Source organism: Pseudarthrobacter sp. W1I19 (genome assembly GCF_030817835.1).
In the GTDB taxonomy this organism is placed as follows: Bacteria; Actinomycetota; Actinomycetes; order Actinomycetales; family Micrococcaceae; genus Arthrobacter.
In genome coordinates this window covers 3,072,839-3,090,233 of record NZ_JAUSZR010000001.1, presented here as the reverse complement: position 1 = coordinate 3,090,233, position 17,395 = coordinate 3,072,839, and the positions used below count along the sequence as shown (strand labels likewise).

Annotated in this window: 19 protein-coding genes; 11 read left to right on the top strand and 8 right to left on the bottom strand. The window is 65.1% G+C overall.

Annotation, left to right across the window (positions count from 1 at the left end):
- The first annotated feature begins 4 nt into the window (after positions 1-4).
- Genes QF038_RS14385 through QF038_RS14375 form a run of 3 tightly spaced genes read left to right on the top strand, consistent with a single transcriptional unit; the run spans position 5 to position 3,235 of the window.
- Positions 5-1,348 (top strand): AI-2E family transporter, encoded by a 1,344-nt coding sequence (locus QF038_RS14385; protein ID WP_307610743.1) that lies wholly within the window; start codon positions 5-7, stop codon positions 1,346-1,348.
- 3 nt (positions 1,349-1,351) lie between these two features.
- Complete coding sequence (ilvA, locus tag QF038_RS14380; RefSeq protein ID WP_307610742.1) at positions 1,352-2,590, top strand: threonine ammonia-lyase; 1,239 nt, start codon at positions 1,352-1,354, stop codon at positions 2,588-2,590.
- Positions 2,591-2,599: 9 nt separating this feature from the next.
- Positions 2,600-3,235, top strand: coding sequence for a rhomboid family intramembrane serine protease (locus QF038_RS14375; RefSeq protein WP_307610741.1), 636 nt, complete (start codon positions 2,600-2,602; stop codon positions 3,233-3,235).
- Positions 3,236-3,310: 75 nt separating this feature from the next.
- Here QF038_RS14375 and greA read toward each other — a convergent pair whose 3' ends face one another.
- Both greA and QF038_RS14365 read right to left on the bottom strand, forming a co-directional pair.
- Positions 3,311-3,805, bottom strand: a complete 495-nt coding sequence (gene greA, locus QF038_RS14370) for a transcription elongation factor GreA (protein ID WP_307610740.1) — start codon at positions 3,803-3,805, stop codon at positions 3,311-3,313.
- A 141-nt stretch (positions 3,806-3,946) separates the two neighbouring features.
- Positions 3,947-4,414, bottom strand: a complete 468-nt coding sequence (locus QF038_RS14365) for a DUF4307 domain-containing protein (RefSeq protein WP_307610739.1) — start codon at positions 4,412-4,414, stop codon at positions 3,947-3,949.
- Positions 4,415-4,541: 127 nt separating this feature from the next.
- Here QF038_RS14365 and mca point away from each other — a divergent pair, with 127 nt between their 5' ends.
- Together mca and QF038_RS14355 are read left to right on the top strand one after the other, a co-directional pair.
- The gene (gene mca / locus QF038_RS14360; RefSeq protein ID WP_307610738.1) at positions 4,542-5,447 is read left to right on the top strand and encodes a mycothiol conjugate amidase Mca; all 906 of its coding nucleotides are present in this window, start codon (positions 4,542-4,544) and stop codon (positions 5,445-5,447) included.
- A 98-nt stretch (positions 5,448-5,545) separates the two neighbouring features.
- Positions 5,546-5,908, top strand: coding sequence for a hypothetical protein (locus QF038_RS14355; protein ID WP_307610737.1), 363 nt, complete (start codon positions 5,546-5,548; stop codon positions 5,906-5,908).
- 4 nt (positions 5,909-5,912) lie between these two features.
- Here QF038_RS14355 and QF038_RS14350 read toward each other — a convergent pair whose 3' ends face one another.
- A complete protein-coding gene (locus QF038_RS14350) occupies positions 5,913-6,584 on the bottom strand; it encodes a hemolysin III family protein (RefSeq protein WP_373461647.1) in 672 nt (223 codons plus the stop codon).
- 229 nt (positions 6,585-6,813) lie between these two features.
- Here QF038_RS14350 and QF038_RS14345 point away from each other — a divergent pair, with 229 nt between their 5' ends.
- A complete protein-coding gene (locus QF038_RS14345) occupies positions 6,814-7,575 on the top strand; it encodes an isoprenyl transferase (protein ID WP_307613489.1) in 762 nt (253 codons plus the stop codon).
- 238 nt (positions 7,576-7,813) lie between these two features.
- A complete protein-coding gene (locus tag QF038_RS14340) occupies positions 7,814-9,232 on the top strand; it encodes a PhoH family protein (protein WP_307610734.1) in 1,419 nt (472 codons plus the stop codon).
- A 76-nt stretch (positions 9,233-9,308) separates the two neighbouring features.
- On the opposite strand, the gene QF038_RS14335 is transcribed toward QF038_RS14340, so the two are convergent.
- Both QF038_RS14335 and QF038_RS14330 read right to left on the bottom strand, forming a co-directional pair.
- A complete protein-coding gene (locus QF038_RS14335) occupies positions 9,309-9,956 on the bottom strand; it encodes a GNAT family N-acetyltransferase (protein ID WP_307610733.1) in 648 nt (215 codons plus the stop codon).
- A 42-nt stretch (positions 9,957-9,998) separates the two neighbouring features.
- Complete coding sequence (locus QF038_RS14330) at positions 9,999-10,790, bottom strand: hypothetical protein (protein ID WP_307610732.1); 792 nt, start codon at positions 10,788-10,790, stop codon at positions 9,999-10,001.
- Between the two features lie 58 nt (positions 10,791-10,848).
- Between QF038_RS14330 and QF038_RS14325 the strand changes: the two genes are divergently transcribed.
- Positions 10,849-11,403: an A24 family peptidase gene (locus QF038_RS14325; RefSeq protein ID WP_307610731.1), complete on the top strand. Its 555-nt coding sequence runs from the start codon at positions 10,849-10,851 to the stop codon at positions 11,401-11,403.
- Positions 11,404-11,447: 44 nt separating this feature from the next.
- The gene (locus QF038_RS14320; protein ID WP_307610730.1) at positions 11,448-11,918 is read left to right on the top strand and encodes an NUDIX domain-containing protein; all 471 of its coding nucleotides are present in this window, start codon (positions 11,448-11,450) and stop codon (positions 11,916-11,918) included.
- A 212-nt stretch (positions 11,919-12,130) separates the two neighbouring features.
- On the opposite strand, the gene QF038_RS14315 is transcribed toward QF038_RS14320, so the two are convergent.
- From QF038_RS14315 to QF038_RS14305, 3 genes are all read right to left on the bottom strand, one after another.
- Complete coding sequence (locus tag QF038_RS14315; RefSeq protein ID WP_307610729.1) at positions 12,131-13,558, bottom strand: class II fumarate hydratase; 1,428 nt, start codon at positions 13,556-13,558, stop codon at positions 12,131-12,133.
- Positions 13,559-13,634: 76 nt separating this feature from the next.
- Entirely contained in the window at positions 13,635-14,249 is a 615-nt protein-coding gene (locus QF038_RS14310) for a carbonic anhydrase (RefSeq protein ID WP_256246833.1), read from the bottom strand.
- A gap of 10 nt (positions 14,250-14,259) precedes the next feature.
- On the bottom strand, positions 14,260-14,940 hold the full coding sequence (locus tag QF038_RS14305) for a DUF4245 domain-containing protein (RefSeq protein WP_307613488.1): 681 nt from the start codon (positions 14,938-14,940) through the stop codon (positions 14,260-14,262).
- Between the two features lie 232 nt (positions 14,941-15,172).
- On the opposite strand from QF038_RS14305, the gene glpX reads away from it, so the two are divergent.
- Both glpX and QF038_RS14295 read left to right on the top strand, forming a co-directional pair.
- Positions 15,173-16,195, top strand: a complete 1,023-nt coding sequence (glpX, locus tag QF038_RS14300; RefSeq protein ID WP_307613487.1) for a class II fructose-bisphosphatase — start codon at positions 15,173-15,175, stop codon at positions 16,193-16,195.
- An 85-nt stretch (positions 16,196-16,280) separates the two neighbouring features.
- Complete coding sequence (locus QF038_RS14295; RefSeq protein WP_307610728.1) at positions 16,281-17,336, top strand: peptidoglycan bridge formation glycyltransferase FemA/FemB family protein; 1,056 nt, start codon at positions 16,281-16,283, stop codon at positions 17,334-17,336.
- Positions 17,337-17,395: the final 59 nt, after the last annotated feature.

The window sequence follows — 17,395 nt, the reverse complement described above, 5'->3', positions numbered from 1 at the left end:
GGCTATGACGCCAGCCGAGGATCCCGTTACGTCCGACCCTCAACAACCAGTACGGCAACCAGCCGCCACACCTGCCCAGGCAGATCCGCCGCTGCGGGTCCTGACAGACCGTGAACTGGACAAGGACATTCCGTACGGCGTCCGCATCGCCGCGTCCTGGGCCTGGCGGGTGGGCCTCATCCTCCTGGTGGCCGGCGCGCTGGTCTGGCTGCTGCGGCAAGTCAGCTTCCTGATCATCCCGGTGATGGTGGCCGCTCTCCTCGCCGGCCTCCTCAGTCCGGTGACAACCTGGCTGCGGCGCCGGGGACTGCCCGGCGGCCTCGCAGTGGCCGTGACCGTCCTCGGTTTTATTGGACTCATCGCCGGAGCGCTGGCACTGGTGGGCAGGCAGTTGCTCATCGGATTCGGCGAGCTCTGGTCCCAGGCGCTGGAAGGCGTGAAGCAGATCCAGGACTGGCTTTCGGCCGGCCCCCTCCACCTCACCGCCGCGCAGATTGACCAGTATGTTAAGGAGGCCACGGACGCGCTGCAGAACAACAGCAGCAGCATCCTCAGCGGCGCCCTGTCCTTTGGCAGTACCGCCGGCCACTTCGCCGCGGGAATGCTCCTGGCGCTGTTTATCCTGATTTTCTTCCTCCTCGAAGGCGACCGCATCTGGGCGTTCCTGGTCCGGCTGCTGCCAAGGAAGGCCCGGGCCGCGACCTTTGGGGCTGGCCGGAAGGGCTGGTCATCGATGGTCAGCTATGCCCGGATCCAGATGTTCGTCGCGCTGGTGGACGCCGTGGGCATTGGCGTTGGTGCTGCCATCATCGGTGTGCCGCTGGCTCTTCCCCTGGGTGTGCTGGTGTTCATCGGTTCCTTCATTCCCGTGGTGGGCGCCCTCGTGACCGGCGTGATCGCGGTCCTGCTGGCGCTCGTGGCCAACGGCCCGGTGAACGCCCTGATTATGCTCGCCATCGTGTTGCTCGTCCAGCAGCTCGAAAGCCATATTCTGCAGCCGCTGGTCATGGGCAAAGCCGTATCCCTGCACCCTGTGGCGGTGATCCTGTCCGTCGCGGCCGGCTCGTACCTGGCAGGGATCCCCGGAGCGCTGTTCTCGGTGCCCATCCTCGCCGTCGCAAATTCGGCCATTCGCTACATCGCCGCCAGAACGTGGGAACATGAACAGGTGCTGGCAGCGCCGGGCGGCCCCCTGCTTGCCGGCGCCGGACCGGACAACACCATTGCAAATGTTGACCCGCCGGACGCCCTCAAGGACGGCAACCGCGAGGCAGCCGGCACAAACGCAGAACATCCTGACGCCCATACCAATGACGCGGCGCCGGGGCCGAAATCCAGAGGAGATTAGTCCGTGAACATCCTTGAAACCCTTCCCGTCACGCTGGACGATGTCCTGGAGGCGCAGAAGCTGCTCGACGGGATTATTGCGCGGACTCCGGTGGAATCATCACGCGCCCTGGGAAAACTTGTGGGCGGAGACGTCTACTTCAAGTGCGAGAACCTGCAGCGCGCGGGATCGTTCAAGGTCCGCGGCGCCTACGTCCGGATGGCACGCCTGTCGCCCGAAGAAAAGAAGCGCGGCGTGGTGGCCGCTTCCGCAGGCAACCATGCCCAGGGCGTCGCCGTGGCGGCCAAGAGCCTGGGAATCAAAGCCCGCATCTACATGCCGCTCGGAGTGGCCCTCCCCAAGCTGGCCGCCACCCGCAGCCACGGCGCCGAGGTCATCCTGCACGGCCACAATGTGGATGAGGCGCTCGCCGAAGCCCAGCGCTACAGCAACGAGACCGGGACAGTCTTTGTCCATCCGTTTGACAACGTGGACGTCGTCGCCGGCCAGGGAACGCTGGGACTGGAAATACTGGAGCAGGTGCCCAACGTGGACACCGTCCTGATGGGCGTTGGCGGCGGCGGGCTCCTGGCCGGTGTCGCCGTCGCCATCAAAGCCCGTGCCAAGGAACTGGGCCGGGACATCCGCATCATCGGCGTACAGGCGGAGAACGCGGCGGCCTACCCGCCCTCACTCGCGGCAGATGCACTGGTGCCTTTGAAGAAGGTATCCACCATGGCCGACGGCATCGCCGTGGGCCGGCCCGGCCAGCTTCCCTTCAGCATCATCCGCGAGCTGGTGGACGATGTGGTGACTGTCAGCGAAGACTCCCTGGCCCGCGCCCTGATCTTCCTGCTGGAGCGGGCCAAGATGGTGGTTGAGCCAGCCGGCGCCGTGGGGGTTGCCGCCCTGATGGACGGCAAGATCGAAAATCCCGGAACCACAGCGGTTGTCCTTTCCGGCGGCAATATCGACCCCATGCTGATGCTCAAGGTCATCCAGCGCGGCCTCTCCGCCGCCGGGCGCTACATGACCGTCCGCATGATGCTCGACGACCGCCCGGGTTCGCTCGCCACCATTGCCCGGATCATTGCCGAGAACGACGCCAACGTCACCGGCCTGGACCACACCCGCGTGGGCGGGTCAATCAGCATGGGTGACGTCTCCATTACCGTAAACCTGGAAACCAAGGGCCATGAGCACGGCGAGCAGGTGCTGGGCGCGCTCCGGGCCGAGGGTTTCCAGCCCATCGTGGTGCACTAGGGGGAGCCGATGGCCGGACTGACAGGGTACAAGGGTTTCGGGGACAGGGGTTTCGGGGACCGGCGGACCATTGCCGCCAGGGCCAAGGGCGGCCTGCTGGTGCTGGGCAGTTTTGTGGCGCTCCTCTTTATCATCGAACTGTTCAACGCACTGATGCTGCGCTCGCTCAACCGGACGTTCGGCCTGCGCCCCAGGAGCGCCGACGGGCTGCTGGACATCTTCACCTTCCCGCTCCTGCACGCCAACCTGAACCATTTGCTGTCCAACAGCTTTCCGCTGATCATTTTCGGCTTCCTGGTCTTCCTGTCCGGACTGCGGGTCTTTATGACGGCGCTGGCCTTCAGCTGGCTCGGATCGGGACTGACAGTTTGGCTCATCGGAAACGGCGGCGTCACCGTGGGTTCCTCAGGCCTGGTTTTCGGACTGTTCGCATTCCTGCTGGTGCGCGGTTTTTTCAACCGCAGCTGGCGCCAGATCCTCCTGGCGGTGGTGTTGTTTATGGGCTACGGCAGCATCCTGCTGGGCGTGCTGCCCCTATTTTCCGGCTACGTCTCCTGGCAGGCCCATCTTGGAGGTGCGGCCGGGGGAGTGGTGGCGGCGCTGCTCCTGCGCCCGCGGAATGCCGGGACCGGCGACGACTTCTGACCGCGGCCCGGCCGCTGACAAAGCAAAACGCTGGCCGCCCCGAGGGGCGGCCAGCGTTTTTTGTTGCTCTTACCGTTATCCGGCGTACGGCTTGGCGGAAAGGATCTCTACCTTGATGTCCTTGCCGTTGGGCGCTGTGTATCCGAGCGTCTCGCCTTCCTTGTGGCCAAGGATGGCAGCGCCCAGCGGTGACTTCTCACTGAAGACGTCGATATCGGAATCCCCGGCGATCTCGCGGGAGCCGAGCAGGAAGGTTTCTTCGTCGCCGGCGATCCGGGCAACCACGATCATGCCGGGCTCCACGATTCCGTCATCGGCCGGAGCCTCACCCACATGGGCGTCACGGAGCAGCACCGTCAGCTGGCGGATGCGGGCTTCGATCTTGCCCTGCTCCTCCTTGGCTGCGTGGTAGCCGCCGTTTTCCTTCAGGTCCCCCTCTTGCCGGGCCTGGTCAATCTTCTGGACGATTTCCGCGCGGCCAGGGCCGGAAAGGTGGTCCAGCTCTGCCTTCAGGCGGTCAAAAGCTTCCTGGGTGAGCCAGGCTGCAGCTGCGCTGTTGGTGGTAGACACGGACTTCTCCTCTAATGGTCCTACATGCAAAAGACCCCGCCACGGTGGCCACTTGTGGAACAGTAACCAGCTCAGCGGGGTAAAGGTATTGCTCCATTGTAGTCAATCCCGTGGATTTACCCAACGCGGGAGCGGCGCGGATCACATTTTCTGGCCGGAGTTGCCCGGAATCCAACAGCTGTCCACCACGCCGGACACGGACAGGGACTCCGTGCGGACGGTAACGCGCTGCGAAACTGTCCGCCCGCCGTCGGCCGTCTCCTCTGGCTGCGACGGCGGAATGTCCACGACTTTCCAGCCAACCACCGCGAATTTCGCGTCCAGTGCCTTGATGGCGCACTTGACAGCCGTGCCAGGTTCCCTGGTGACCTGGAAATCCACCTCGGCCACCGTGGCGTCCGTAGTGGCGTAGCCGATATCTTTGAAGCTCACCGTGGTGAGGGAATTCGAGGTGGAGACCCAGGCCATGAACCCAATGCCCGCGGCCAGCGCAGCACCGCCGATGGCCCGCCTGGCGGCAGGGGAGAGCCTGCGCTTTTGGGCGCCATAACGATTGGCTAGGCTAGTGTTCGCGGGCTCGGATGGGGCCTGCTGGTCCGGGGAAGTCACCAGACCAGTTTAGTGCCCATCCGCAGGTGCCTTCCCGGCCGGCAGCCCGGCCGGGGGAAACCGCCCGTTCAGCGATACATCCAGCAGCCACAAGCCGCGATATGAAGAATAAAGGAGCAGTCCTTCGATGACAGCGTCCAGCAACACACAGGCGCCGCTCCGGCTGCTCGCCGTCCATGCCCATCCGGATGACGAGTCCAGTAAGGGTGCCGCCACGATGGCGAAGTACGCTGCATCCGGGGTGGACGTCATGGTGGCCACCTGCACCGACGGATCACGCGGGGACATCCAGAACCCGGCAGTTGAAGGCGAACCGCATCCCAAGCGGGACATGGCGGGGGCCCGGCGGCTGGAAATGCAGCGGGCGGCCAAAATTCTGGGCATCAGGCAGCGCTGGCTGGGCTTCGTGGATTCGGGCCTTCCTGAAGGCGATCCGCTGCCGCCTTTGCCGGCAGGGTCCTTCGCCACGCTGCCGCTCCACCACGCCGCCGCCCCATTGGTGCGCCTGGTCCGATCCTTCAAGCCGCATGTCATTCTGAGCTACGACGAAAACGGCGGCTACCCCCACCCGGACCACATCATGGCCCACCGCGTAGCGGTCGAGGCCTTCGATGCCGCGGGGGATCCGGCGCGCTACCCAGGGGCGGGCGAACCCTGGGAGCCCAGCAAGCTGTACTACGACCGGGCCTTCAGTCCCGAGCGCTTCCGTGCACTGCATTTCGCCCTGGAAGAGGCGGGTCTTCAGTCGCCGTATGCGGAGCGGCTCGCGGCGTGGCTGGAGTCCGATGCCGAGGGCCATACGCCGCCGCCGGCCCCACATCCCACCACCACCCAGGTGGACTGCGGCGACTTCTTTGAAGTGCGTGATGACGCCTTGAGGGCGCACAGGACGCAGGTGGACCCGCTGGGGTTTTTCTTTGCTGTTTCCCCGGAGATGCAGCGCCGGGCGTGGCCTTGGGAAGACTACTCGCTGATCAGTTCCCGGGTGCCCTCCGAGCTGCCGGAGAAGGACCTGTTCGCCGGGCTAAGATAGAACCGGCAGGCGATTTCTATGCCGTGTAGAAGAAGCACCCGACCGCGGGTTGCTGGATCTGCTCCCTGCTGACACCCGTTCCATAGAAGGTATTCACCGTGCAAAGTCTGCTCCTCAGCCTGGCCACCACGCCCGCGCCCCAGCCCACGCCCTCGTTGCGGGAGGGGATTACGCAGGACCAGGTGACACCGGGACTCCTGGGCTTCATCATGACGGCCTTTTTTGTGGTGGCCACCGCATTGCTGATCGTGGACATGGTCCGGCGGATCCGGCGGCTCCGCTACCGCGCCCAGGTGGAGGAGGAGCGCATCGCGGCTGCTTCGGCCGCTGACATCGAAGCGGCAGAGGCTGCCGGATCGGGATCCGCTGCGGGGTCCGCGGCAGGTTCCGCCTCCGGAGATTCCTTCCAGGAACCGGGCGACGGCGGCACGGACGCCGGTCCCGGCAGCCGCCCCCGCTAGCGGGCTAGCTGAGTACTGCCAGGGCTATGGCCGTGAAGTGCGCGGCAAAGGCAACCACGGTCAAGGCATGGAACAGTTCGTGGAAGCCGAAGTGGTGGTAGCTGAAGTTGGGCTTCTTCAGCGCGTAAAAGACCGCCCCGGTGATGTAGAGCACCCCGCCCACGCAGATGAGGACCGCTGCAGGAACACTGGCGTGGAAAAACTGCGGGAGATAAAACAGGGATCCGCAGCCCAGGGCGATATAGATCGGAACGTAAAGCCAACGGGGGGCGTCCGTCCACAGCAGCCGGAACAGCACTCCCAGTATGGCGCCGGACCAGATGACCCAGAGCAGCAGGACGGCCTGGGGCCGTTCCAGGAGGGTCCAGGCCAGCGGCGTGTAGGTCCCGGCGATCACCAGCATAATGTTGGTGTGGTCCAGCCGCTTAAGGACCATCTTTACCGTGGGGGACCAGTTGCCGCGGTGGTAGACCGCACTGATGCCGAACAGCATTACTCCGGTGGCCGCAAAAACGGCCGACGAGACCTTGCGGTCCACCGTGGGGGCCAGCACCACCAGGACAATACCGGCCACCAGGGCCAGCGGAGCGGTCACGGTATGGATCCAGCCCCGCCACCTGGGCTTGATCATCAGGAGCTCAGCCAGGCGGACGGCGGCGCCGTCCACGGCGTTCATCTCAGGGCCGGTTCCGGCGCTTGCACGGCCGTCCGGTTGCGGCGTCCGGGACGCATCCGTGGTGTTGCTGTTCATCGCTTCAGAATAACTTACGCAGCAGTAAGTTACCGCTGAGTAATAAACCGTCCCGGGTGGTTCCGGCCAGGCCGGGACCGCTCCTCCGGCTGCGGACGGTAGCCTAGGATGTGCACAGCCGAACGTACAGCAAGGAAGTCAGGTGAGAGAACGCGTGGAGTTGCCCGGGTTCCTCTACGGCTTTTATGAGCGCAGGCTGCTCAAGGACCTTGCCCGAGACCGGATTCCCCGGCACATCGGCGTGATGGTGGACGGCAACCGGCGCTGGGCCAGGCAGTTCAACGCCCCCACCAGCCAAGGCCACCAGGCGGGCGCGGACAAGATCCACGAGTTCCTTGGCTGGTGCCAGGAACTCGGGATCAAAGTGGTCACGCTGTACATGCTGTCTACGGACAACATGAACAGGTCCAGCGAAGAACTTGACCTGCTGATGGGCATCATCGCCAATACCCTTGACCGGCTGGACGAGGACGCCAACATTTCCGTGCACGCCATGGGTGCTCCCGAACTTCTGCCGGACTACCTGGCCGAGCGGCTGAACAAGCTGACTGCACGTACCCCGGTCCGGGAAAAAATCCATGTGAACGTCGCCGTGGGGTACGGCGGCCGCCGGGAGATTGTTGATGCGGTCCGTGAGCTCCTGCATGATGCCGTGGCCAAGGGCAAAGACATCGGCAAGCTGGCGGACGAACTCTGCGTGGACGACATCTCCCAGTTCCTCTACACGCGGGGCCAGCCCGATCCGGACCTGGTGATCCGCACGTCCGGGGAACAGCGCCTGTCCGGGTTCCTGATGTGGCAGAGCGCCTACAGCGAGTTCTACTTCTGCGAAGCGCTGTGGCCCGCCTTCCGCAAAGTGGATTTCCTGCGTGCCCTCCGTGATTACGCGGGACGGCAGCGGCGTTTCGGAGCCTGACCTTCCGGTTCACCGCGAGTTCACGCGGCCGCAACAAGAATCGCCGAGTAATGGTTGCGGAAATTACTTCCGATGGATTTACGTTATATCCATCAGCAGGCAAAACCGCCGGCTGATCGGGGAGGCCAGTACATGGAGCGAGACATCGCACCGGTTGTATGGGAGGCCGGACCCGGCCTCATGGCCGAGCCGGCTCACCACTAACACATCCGGGCTTGCGCCCGGGGCTGGAGTCGATGTGGCTACTTCTGAACAACTGCCCGCGGTCCTTTCCGACCAGGGAGAGAAAGCTACCTCTCGCGCCACGCGAGCCATCATAGAAACCGGTGCAGCCGAAGAAGCTGCGGCCGGTTTTGCTGTTTCTGGAAGGGACGCCACCATCCACACCTTTGTGATCGACACCTCCGTCCTGCTCTCCGATCCCCGTGCGCTGCTGCGCTTTGCCGAGCATGAGGTTGTGGTGCCGATTGTGGTCATCACCGAGCTTGAGGCCAAGCGGCACGATCCCGAGCTTGGCTACTTCGCGCGCAAGGCACTCCGGCTCCTCGATGACCTGCGGGTCAAACACGGCGGACTGAACCAGCCCATTCCCATCGGCGACGACGGCGGCAGCCTGGTGGTGGAACTGAACCACATTTCCTCGGAGGTTCTGCCGCTCGGCTTCCGCAGCGGAGACAACGACAGCCGCATCCTCGCCGTCGCAAAGAACTTGGCGAACGAAGGCCGGAACGTCACGGTTGTGTCCAAGGACCTGCCCATGCGCGTCAAGGCCTCGGCGATGGGGCTCACCGCAGACGAGTACCGCAACGAACTGGTGAAGGACTCCGGCTGGACCGGCGTGGCCGAGGTGGAAGCCGGCGAACAGGAGATCACCACGCTCTACGGGCACGAGCCCGTCTTCATCCCGGCCGCTGCTGAACTGCCGGTCAACACGGGGCTGGTGCTGCTGTCCAACCGCGGCTCCGCGCTGGGCCGGGTGGGACCGGACAAGCAGGTGCGGCTGGTCAAGGGAGACCGTGACGTGTTCGGACTCCACGGCCGCTCCGCGGAACAGCGGCTGGCCATCGACATGCTGATGGATCCCGCCGTCGGCATCGTCTCCATTGGGGGCCGGGCGGGAACCGGCAAGTCGGCACTGGCCCTGTGCGCCGGATTGGAAGCGGTGCTGGAGCGCCGGGAACACCGCAAGGTGATTGTGTTCCGGCCCCTCTACGCAGTAGGCGGGCAGGAACTCGGCTACCTTCCCGGCTCGGAGTCGGAGAAAATGAACCCTTGGGCGCAGGCTGTCTTCGACACCCTCGGGGCACTGGTCAGCCAGGAGGTGGTGGAGGAAGTCATGGACCGCGGCATGCTCGAGGTTATGCCCCTCACCCACATCCGCGGCCGCTCCCTCCACGACGCCTTCGTGATCGTGGACGAGGCCCAGTCGCTGGAAAAGAACGTCCTGCTCACGGTCATGAGCCGCATGGGACAGAACTCCAAGATCGTCCTCACCCACGACGTCGCCCAGCGCGACAACCTCCGCGTCGGACGCCACGACGGAATCGCCGCCGTCGTCGAAACCCTGAAAGGACACCCGCTCTTCGGCCACGTCACCCTGACCCGATCCGAACGCTCGCCAATCGCGGCGCTGGTCACGGAACTGCTCGAAGGCTAAGAGCTAAGTTGTTCAGAGGGGCCGTGGTCCGGTTCGCCGGGCCACGGCCCTTCTGTGCAGGGTAGCGGCTGGGGCACTAAGTGACCTTGAGGAAACGGGAGGCTGCCTCGTGGCCTTCTACTTCGAGGGTCCAGTCGGGGCGTTTGAAGGTTTCGGGGGTGAGGCGGACGTGTTGGACGGTTTCGACTTTGGGACCCCAGGCTTTCCGGGTGATGCCGTTCAGGTCGTAGCCCAGGGACCGCGAGACGCCGATTGAGGCTTCGTTCCAGAGGGCCGCTTCGGATTCGGCGACTTCCGCACCGAGCCAATCGAACGCGTAGAGGACGACGGCGGCACGCATCTCCTTGCCGAGGCCCCGGCCCTGCACGGACTTCTTCAGCCAGGACCCGGTGCTGACTGTCTTGATGGCGGCGAAGTCCTTGGCCCCCACGTCCTGGCAGCCGATGAACTCGCCTTGATGCCAGATGCCCAGCAGCAGGGTCCAGGATTCCGGGGTGCATTCGGCCCGGCAGCGCCAGTACCAGCGGGCCATGTTGGGCCCGAGTTCCTCTGCCGGGAGCTCGGTCCAGGGGGTGCTGAACGGGTTCCGGCCGGCGTCGTGGATGCCGCTGCGTGCGGCTTCCACGGCCGCCGGGATGTCCTCATCCCTGATGGGGCGGAGTTCAAGGCGGGGAGTGGTTAGCCGAAGGCCAAAAAGAGGCCAGACGTCGCTGATCGTTGTCATCCGCGAAGCCTAGCCGATGGCCTCATCCAAGGCTTGTCATCCTTAGGCGGGGATTTCCCAGCTGATGTGCTGCCGGACATCGGTAAGGCTCATCGATTCCGCTACGAAGAGGTCATCCAGCATGTACTCGTCCACAGCGATGATCCGGAGCCAGTGGCCGTACTCTTCCGTCCCGGGCTCCAGGGATTGGCTTGCCACGCAGACGCCGGTGGCAAGATCCACCCGGACCCGTGACTTTCCCGGCAGGCACAGCGGTGCCGGTGGATGGATGGGGTGGTAGGCGGCGGTGGGCGCCACCACCGCTTCCAGCACAGGCCGGCCTTCGTGCTCCCGGTGGCTGACCTCGTGCACTTCCACCCTGTTGCTCCCGGGAAATTCGATGGGCACCGGCGCGTTGCCGGCCAGTTCCACCGGGTCCAAAGCGGCGGAAAACCGGCCGTTGCCGAAGCCGGGCTCACCGTAGGCGGCTTCCGGACGGCGCCGCACCAGGCCCTGGTCGTCGTAGACGGGCGTGACCAGATGCGGCGGCAGGAGCCAGGACTTCCGGGTGGCGCTGACGTACAGGCCGTCCTTGGAATCATTGATTCCGGTGGTGCTGTGCAGGACAAGTCCGTCCGCGGTTTCGAGCCGGAGTGCGCCGGGGCGGCGCAGCCATGCCCGGACCGGGGGCGCTGCCGGACTGGGCGCCTCGGCGAACGGCTCGTCCCAGTACTCGAAGCGCAGGGACTGCCACTTCCAGGGGGAGGACCTGCAAAGATTCCGGAACATGGCCGGATCCGCGGCGGCTGAACTGCTGTCCGGATTCGTCCGGTGACGGGAGTCCCAGGTCGCCATATCCACAGTTTACGCGCGGGCGCTGCAGGGGACAGCGAAAATCCAGTAGCATCCGAGGGTGATCCAACGACTGGGCGAACTGTGGCAGCACACCCCGCTGGCCTTCTGGCTGGTGCTGGCTGCCTGCACCTACTTTGCAGTGATGGCTGTCAGGCTCACCGTCATAGATGTCCGGCATCACCTCCTGCCCAACCGGATCGTCTTCCCGTCCTATGCTGTGGCCGGCATACTCCTGCTCGCGGCTGCAATCTTTGCGGACGTCAGTGCCGGGGCGGCGCAGGGGCCGGGTGGCTGGAGCGCTGGATTGATGGCCGTGCCAGCCCTCCGGGTAGTGGCCGGCGCTGCCATCCTCTGGCTTTTCTACTTCCTTCTCCGGTTCGCCTACCCGGCGGGGATGGGTTTTGGCGATGTGAAACTGGCGGGTGTCCTTGGTATGTATCTTGGGTTTCTCGGGTGGGGCCACCTGTTCGCCGGTACCTTCCTGGCATTCCTGCTGGGCGGCCTGTGGTCCATTGCCTTGCTGGCCGCCCGCCGGGGGACCCTGAAGTCTTCCATTCCGTTCGGGCCGTTTATGCTGGCCGGCGCCGCGGCCGCGATGCTGCTGCCCGCCTGAAAGGCCGGCCCATATGCGTGCGGTCAGTTCGGTAGGCTGGCTTAATGCCTGCGCCTGACTACGTCCTGAAACTCCGCAAGAAAATCGGCAACGACCCCCTATGGGTCCCTGGCGTGAGGGGCGTGGTGGTCGATGACTCGGGCCGTGTCCTGCTTGCCCGGCGGGCCGACAACAGGCAGTGGGCGCTGATCAGCGGAATGCTCGATCCGGGCGAGCAGCCGGCACGCGGCCTGGTGCGGGAGATCTTTGAGGAAACGGCGGTGGTGGCCGAACCGGAGCGTGTGGTCTCTGTGGGGGCGGTGGGTCCCATCACCTATCCAAACGGTGACGTGTGCGAGTTCCTCGATGTGGTGTTCCTGTGCCGTTACGTCTCGGGAACCGCCCGCGTCAATGACGACGAGTCGATCGACGTCGGCTGGTTCGGCCTGGATGAACTCCCCGACCTCATGGCAGGCCACCTCACCAGCATCCACCGTGCACTGGCTCCGGCCGAAGCAGCCCACTTCGAACCCTGACCGCACCGCAGGCCCTGGGGCACCCGGCACGCCCCGCGGCACGCAGCGCGGCCAAAGTCCCGAAACACAACAGGGCCGCCGCAACCCCCAAGATTGTGGCGACCCTGTCTGTCCGGCACTCCTGCACCACGGCTGGCAGGAGTACGACGACGGCCGGTACCTTTCGTGGGAAAGGTACCGGCCGTCGTCGTACTTGGGGGTTAGTGCGGAGGCTAGGCCTTGTGCGCCGGAGCGGTCATGGTGGTGACGTCCAGGGCCTTGTCGAGGTCGGCCTCGGAAACCTTGCCTTCGCCGTCTCCGACAAAGCCGAGCTTTTCGGTGGCCTGGCGGACGGTGAGGCCTTCGGCCACAGCCGTCTTGGCGATCTTGGCCGCGTTCTCGTAGCCGATGTACTTGTTCAGCGGCGTAACGATGGACGGGGAAGCCTCGGCGAGGAAGCGGGCACGCTCCACGTTGGCCGTGATGCCGTCGATCATCTTGTCCGCCATAACGCGGCTGGTGTTGGCGAGCAGGCGGATGGACTCGAGCAGGTTGGAGGCCATCACCGGGATGCCAACGTTCAGCTCGAAGGCGCCGTTGGTGCCGGACCACGCGATGGCGGTGTCGTTGCCGATGACCTGGGCGGCCACCATGATGGACGCCTCGCAGATCACCGGGTTGACCTTGCCGGGCATGATCGAGGAACCGGGCTGCAGGTCCGGGATGGCGATCTCGCCCAGGCCGGTGTTGGGGCCGGAGCCCATCCAGCGGAGGTCGTTGTTGATCTTCATGAAGGAGATGGCGATGTTGCGCAGCTGGCTGGACGCTTCGATGAGGCCGTCGCGGTTGGCCTGGGCTTCGAAGTGGTCGCGGGCCTCGGTGAGCGGGAGCCCGGTGTCCGTTGCCAGCAGTTCGATTACGCGCTCGGGGAAGCCGGCGGGAGTGTTGATGCCCGTGCCCACGGCCGTGCCGCCGAGCGGAACTTCGGCAACGCGGGGGAGCGAGGCGTTGATGCGCTCGATGCCGTAGCGGACCTGCGCGGCGTAGCCGCCGAACTCCTGGCCGAGCGTCACCGGGGTGGCATCCATGAGGTGGGTGCGGCCGGACTTGACGACGTCCTTGAACTCCGCGGCCTTGCGCTCCAGCGACTCGGCCAGGTAGCCGAGGGCGGGAATGAGGTCGTTGATCAGGGCCGATGTCGCTGCGACGTGCACCGACGTGGGGAACACGTCGTTCGAGGACTGCGAGGCGTTGACGTGGTCGTTCGGGTGGACAACCTTGTCGCTGCCGGCCGTCTTCAGGGCACGCGAGGCGAGCTCGGCGATGACCTCGTTGGTGTTCATGTTCGAGGACGTGCCGGAGCCCGTCTGGAAGACATCGATGGGGAAGTCCCCGTCGTACTTCCCTGCAGCCACCTCATCCGCCGCGTCTGCGATGGCTTTGGCAAGCTCGCCGTCGAGCACACCCAGTTCAGCGTTGGCCTGGGCAGCCGCCTTCTTGACCCTGGCCAATGCCTCAATGTGGGCACGTTCCAGGGTCTTGCCGGAAATAGGGAAGTTCTCCACTGCCCGCTGCGTCTGCGCGCGGTACAGTGCGTTCACGGGGACGCGGACTTCGCCCATCGTGTCATGTTCAATGCGGAACTCTTCAGTGGAAGTCATGGGGCTAGCTTAGGGCGATCCGGCACCCCATCGAAAACCGTGAAGAGCATGCTACGGGCGGGTTTTTACCCCCGCCCTACAGCTCACCGATCCCGGAAACAACGTTGGCGCGCCCCTCCGCCAGGCTGTAGGAGAGGCCGATGACTGCGGTGCGCCCGCTTTCAATTGCGTCCGAAATCACACGCGAGCTGTCCACCAGCCGTTTGGACGTCTGCTTGACGTGCTCAACCACCATGTCGTTGACCTCGTGCTTGTCCTGGCGCATGGAGGTAAGCACCGACGGCGTAATGCGCTCCACCAGGTCGCGGATGAAGCCGGGAGGCATCTCGCCGGTGTCCACTGCCGCCTTGGTGGCGCTGACGGCACCGCAGCTGTCGTGGCCCAGGATGGCGATCAGGGGCACGCCGAGCACTCCCACGCTGTATTCCAGCGAGCCGAGGACGGCGTCGTCAATAACCTGACCTGCCGTGCGCACCACAAAAACGTCGCCAAGTCCGACGTCGAAAATGATTTCTGCTGCGAGCCGGGAGTCCGAGCAGCCAAAAATCACGGCGAACGGGTGCTGGTTCTCCACGAGCGAGGACCGGCGCGAGGAGTCCTGGTTCGGGTGGGAGGACTGGCCGGCCACGAAGCGTTCGTTTCCTTCGCGCATCCGGCGCCAGGCAAGGGCAGGAGTCAGATAGGTAGTCACCCTGCTTACCTTAGGGGGCAGTGGTGGCCGAAGGTGAAACTGTGACGGCAGGATTGCTGTCCATGGACTTCACGACGGCGTCCGCCAGAATGGCGAATTCGTCCAGTTGGGCGGCGCCGGAGAGGATGACGGTAGTTCCGCGGTACTCGAGCACCATCGACTTTTCCCCCTTGCCGGTATCCCGGAGTTCCCATTCCTGCCCGCCGGCATTGCGGGATCCGGTGACCGGTGCATTTTGTGTCTGCTGCAGGAGCCAGGTGGGGTTGGCGGTCCGGGTCTGGATGAGTCCGATGAAGGACTGTTTGGGCGTGATGTAGCCCACCTCCCACGAGGGAACGCCGCTTCCCGTGCCGGCTTCCCACCGGGCGTAGTTGGGCCGGAAGGTGTTGCCCGTATCCGGGGCCACCGGTGTGAATCCTGCCACATCTGTTGCGTTGCGGGCTGCGGCGCTGACGTCGATGTCCGGGCGGTAGCCGTCATTCTTGGGGGAGGGGTTCATCAGGACGATGGGCAGGAAGGCCGCGATGCTGACCGCCAGGGCGATGATCATCCCGATCACCGAGGCGTTGGCCCGTTTGGCCGCGGCAGCCGGAATCACAGGCTTAACCGGGGCCTGCCCGCCGGCCGCGCCGGCAGCGCTGCTGCTTCCGGATCCGGACGGTTCGGGGGTGGGACTGGTCTTTTCCTGCATTTCGCTCACCCCTCCATAGTCCCCTATGCCGGTGCACAACTCACAGTCGCCCCAGGCGCACCGGCTCCTGGCTGCGGCAACGCTCGGTACATTGCGCCGCCGCGTCATGCCGCAGCCCGAAGGCGGAGCCGCGACTATGATCGATATCAGAGGAATCACCGCTTTCGCTGTTCCGGCGGAGCGGGTTCAATGATCGCCACTCGAAGAAGAGGTTCACGTGTCACCAGCGTCCATGACCCAGAAGTACTCCACGATCTCCCCGTCCCTGGCTGTGGGCAATGACGAGCCGGACCGCAACCTCGCCCTTGAGCTTGTCCGCGTTACCGAGGCTGCGGCAATCGCCGGCGGCCACTGGGTTGGCTTCGGCGACAAGAACACGGCCGACGGCGCCGCCGTTGATGCCATGCGCTCCTTCCTGCAGACGGTCCACTTCAACGGCGTTGTGGTCATCGGCGAAGGCGAAAAAGACGAAGCCCCCATGCTCTTCAACGGCGAACGCGTCGGCGACGGCACAGGCCCCGAATGTGATGTGGCCGTAGATCCCATCGACGGAACCCGCTTGACCGCACTGGGCATCAACAACGCCCTGGCCGTCCTGGCCGTGGCCGAGCGCGGCTCCATGTTCGACCCCTCCGCGGTGTTCTACATGGAGAAGCTCGTCACCGGCCCGGAAGCCGCTGACATGGTGGACCTCCGCCTGCCCGTCAAGCAGAACCTGCACCTGATCGCCAAGGCCAAGGGCGTCAAGGTCAACCAGCTCAACGTGATGATCCTTGACCGCGACCGCCACCGCCCCCTGGTGGAGGAAATCCGCGAGGCCGGCGCCCGCACCAAATTCATCATGGACGGTGACGTTGCCGGTGCCATCGCAGCTGCCCGCTCCGGTACCGGCGTGGACGCCCTGATGGGTATCGGCGGCACGCCCGAAGGCATCGTTGCGGCCTGTGCCATCAAGTCCCTCGGTGGCGTCATCCAGGGCCGCCTGTGGCCTACCAGCGACGATGAAAAGCAGAAGGCCATCGACGCCGGCCACGACCTCGAGCGCGTCCTGTCCACCAACGACCTCGTCTCCAGCGACAACTGCTACTTTGCCGCCACCGGCATCACGGACGGCGACTTGCTCAAGGGCGTACGGTACTCCAAGGACAAGGTCCTCACCCAGTCCATCGTGATGCGCTCCAAGTCCGGCACCATCCGTTTTGTGGACGGCGAGCACCAGGCCAGCAAGTGGGAGGGCTACGCCCGCAAGAGCTGACCCTTCCTGCCTGACACAGATCCCCGGAGCGCCGCAGTGTGCTCCGGGGATCTGCCGTTTCAGGCCTTGGTATAGGGTTGAAGCCATGATTCCTGCTGTTGTGCCCTGTACTGACCGCGCCCTCTGGGACGAATATGTTGACCAATATCAGGGACATCCGCAGCAGTTGTGGGGCTGGGGTGAGACCAAGGCAATGCATGGCTGGTCCGTGGACCGGGTGCTGGTCAACGACGGCGGCAAGACCGTGGGCTGCGCCCAGTTGCTGGTCCGGCGGCTGCCGTTCCCCTTCCGCGCCCTGGCATACATCCCGCGCGGCCCCATGTGTTCGGTGGAGGACGCCCGGGCCGTCCTGGGAACCCTGGCTGACCATGCAGCCGCCCGCCACCACGCAGTGGCGCTGAGCATCGAACCCGATTGGGATGAGGACTCCGCCTTCGCCGGTGCCGTAGCCTCCGCCGGCTTCCGGACCACAAGCAACACCGTGCTGATCCCGCGGACGCTGATCCTGGACCTGACCAGGACGGACGACGAACTGATGGCGGAGATGTCCAAGTCCACCCGGGCGAACATCCGCAAGGCCATGCGCAGCGATGTCGAGTTCCGCAAGGTCAAGAACGATTCCGAGCTTGAACAGGTCCTCGCGATCTACCACGAGACGGCCGAGCGCGCCGGTTTCGGCATCCATGAGGACCAGTACTACCGCGACATCTTCAAGAACATGGGGGACGGGTCCCCGGTCATCGCCGCGTTCGACGGCGAGCAGATGCTGGCCTTCGTCTGGCTGGCCAGGAGCGGGTCCACAGCTTTCGAACTGTACGGCGGGGTATCTGCCGAAGGCCAGAAGCAGCGCGTGAACTACGGCGTGAAGTGGGCCGCCCTGCAGGCCATGCGGGAAGACGGGTGCTCCCGCTACGACTTCAACGGCCTCCTCAACGACGGCATCTCCGACTTCAAGAAGCAGTTCGCCAAGCACGAGAACATGCTGCTGGGCACGTGGGACAAGCCGCTCTCACCGCTCTACCCGGCCTACGCCCAGGCCATGCCGCTGGCCCGCCGCGGCCTGCAGCAGGGGCGGCGGTTCCTGAAAACGGCGGCCGTCCGCGTGCGGCCGTTGGTCCGGAAGCTGCGCCCGGGCAACTGACCAGGTAAGCCAGGACAAAAGGGCGACGGCGGCACCCCGCTTCGGTGCCGCCGTCGCCC